Source organism: Pseudomonas sp. HMWF006 (genome assembly GCF_003061205.1).
GTDB lineage: Bacteria > Pseudomonadota > Gammaproteobacteria > Pseudomonadales > Pseudomonadaceae > Aquipseudomonas > Aquipseudomonas monsensis.
The window spans coordinates 3639-6204 of the sequence record NZ_QAIU01000352.1; the positions used below are offsets into that span (position 1 = coordinate 3639).

Here is a 2566-nt window from a genome sequence, read left to right on the forward strand (position 1 = left end):
GCTCGTTCATCGCGTTGTGAAACGTTCATGACCCGACCCTTGAAATGTCATTGGCTGGAATCATGCCAATGATGGTCGGGGGGAAATTGGATAGGTGTGCTCTCTTCTGCGATCAACCTGGTTGCCGAGAACGCCGAAGAACTCTGTGGGCGCTGGCTTGCCAGCGATAGCGGAGTGTCATTCAACAGAAATATCGACTGACCTGACGCCTTCGCGGGCAGGCTCACTCCCACAGGGGCTGTGTGGCAGTGAGATCTGCGCGGGGATTTAAATCGCTGGAATATTCAACGGCGCGGCCATGAACTGGCTGATCCGCGAGCGCAACCAACGCTCTGCCGGATCGTTGTCATGCACCCCGCTCCAGGCCATCGACAATTGCGCGGCATCAATCGGGAACGGTGGGTCTTCAGCGCGCAAGGCACAGCCCTCAACCAACGCGCACGCCGCGTAATCCGGCACGGTGGCGATCATTTCGGTGCCGGCGAGCAACGCCCGCAAGCCGCTGAATTGCGGCACGCCAAGGACCACCCGGCGGGTGCGGCCGAGCTTGGCCAGATCCAGATCGATATTGCCGCTCAGGTCGCCGGAAAACGACACCATCGCATGCGGCCGCTCGCAGTATTCGTCCAGCGTCAGTGGCCCGGGCCGGTTATCGCCACGCAGCACCTTGCAGGGAATGTCGCGCAGCTTTTTGCGTTTGGCGTTGGCCGGCAGATCGGTGGTGTAACTGACGCCAACGGAAATTTCCCCGGAGGCCAGTAACGCCGGCATCAACAGGTAATTGGCACGGCGCACCACCACGACGATGCCCGGTGCCTCTTCCTGCAACTGGCGCAGCAAGGGCGGAAACAGACCGAACTCGGCGTCGTCCGACAGGCCGATGCGAAACACCTCGCAACTGCTCGCCGGGTCGAACTCCTTGGCCCGGCTGACCGCGCCGGAGATCACGTCCATCGCCGGTTGCAACTCCTTGAGAATCGCCAGTGCGCGGGCGGTCGGCTCCATCGCGCGGCCGTTGCGCAACAGCAACGGATCATCGAACAGATCGCGCAAGCGGCCCAGCGCCGCGCTCACGGCGGGCTGGCCCATGAACAGTTTTTCGGCGACGCGGGTCAGGTTCTTTTCGAACATCAACGCTTCGAAAATCACCAACAGGTTCATGTCGACGCGGCGCAGATCATTACGGTTCATGGGCGCTTTCCTTCTATGGCCAATCAGACGCAAGTGCAGCGCACTTTACGCGATCAATGGTGGTTTGAGCCCGAAGTTGTTCAGCAAATTAACAACGATTAACTCGTCAGTCCCAAGGCTCGGCCCAACAATGAATGCCTCTGCGCAGCGTTGTTTTTTGACTTGAGGGAACGCCGTCGTGCCTTCCCCACCGACACGGACATTGGCCATGGCTCACTCGCAACCTACCGTCGCCCTCGCCCCTGCCAGTCAATCGCGCAAAAGCGGGATTGGCGGACTCAGCCCGCAACGTGAACGACACGTCAAACAACTGATTCTCGAACGTCTGGGCGAAAGCCTGGAAGTCGCCGAACTGGCCCGTGCCTGTGCGCTGTCGCGCAGCCACTTCTCCCGCGCCTTCAAATGCAGCACGGGGTTTTCGCCACAAGACTGGATCCGTAGCCAGCGCCTGGCCCGGGCCAAGTTGCTGATCCAGCACACCGACCTGAGCCTGACGCAAATCAGCCTGGAATGCGGCTTCTGTGACCAGGCACACTTCTGTCACATGTTCACCCGCAGCGAAGGGATCAATCCGTTTGCCTGGCGCTGTCAGGTGATGCGGGACGTGCAAAACAGCCGAACAAAACCCGGTCGATTTTGAGCGTTGCAACACCCACCGTTGCGCGATCGCTCAAACCTGAGGATTATGCCCGGACACCCCGGAATAGAAGCCTGTGCGCTGCTGTCCCGACCGTCCGCCGCAACCCCGCAGGAGTCAGCTGTTGAATCGTTCCCCGAATCAGGCCTTCGGTTTCGGCCCCTATCGGATTTATCCAGAACAACGGCTGGTGCTCGAGGGCGACCAGCCATTGCGGCTGGGGCGGCGGGCGATGGATATTCTGCTGATCCTGCTGGCCCAGGCCGGCGAGGTGGTCAGCAAGCAACAATTGATGGCCGGTGTCTGGCCGGACAACGTCGTCGAAGAGATCAATCTGCGCGTGCACATGGCGGCCTTGCGCAAGGCACTCGGTGACGGCCAGAACGGGCAGCGCTATATCGTCACCGTGGCGCACCGCGGCTACAGTTTTGTCGCGCCGATCCTGCTCGAACCCATTCGGCAACGCCCTGCCGGCGACGCCGTCGGCCGCCACAATTTGCCGCTACGGCGCACACGCATGATCGGCCGCCAGCCGCTGGTCGACAGCCTGATGAAGCAGTTGCCGCGCCAGCGTTGCATCACCCTCGTCGGCCCCGGCGGGATCGGCAAGACCACTGTGGCCCTGCTTTTGGCCGAGCAATTGATCGGGCGCTATCGCTTCTCTTTCCTCTTTCTCTCTCTGGCGCCGTTCTTCTACCCGCGCATGATCTACTCGCACCTCGCCGCCCTGCTCGACAT

3 protein-coding genes are annotated in these 2566 nt (G+C 61.3%); 2 read left to right on the plus strand and 1 reads right to left on the minus strand.

The features are described 5' to 3' along the window. Positions 1-267: 267 nt before the first annotated feature. Positions 268-1191 (minus strand): LysR family transcriptional regulator, encoded by a 924-nt coding sequence (locus DBR24_RS14395; RefSeq protein ID WP_123463284.1) that lies wholly within the window; start codon positions 1189-1191, stop codon positions 268-270. A gap of 208 nt (positions 1192-1399) precedes the next feature. Here DBR24_RS14395 and DBR24_RS14400 point away from each other — a divergent pair, with 208 nt between their 5' ends. Both DBR24_RS14400 and DBR24_RS14405 read left to right on the plus strand, forming a co-directional pair. Beyond that, positions 1400-1831: a helix-turn-helix domain-containing protein gene (locus tag DBR24_RS14400; protein WP_123463286.1), complete on the plus strand. Its 432-nt coding sequence runs from the start codon at positions 1400-1402 to the stop codon at positions 1829-1831. 121 nt (positions 1832-1952) lie between these two features. Then, positions 1953-2566: transcriptional regulator (locus DBR24_RS14405; RefSeq protein ID WP_177490557.1), on the plus strand; the 614-nt coding region annotated here is incomplete at its 3' end.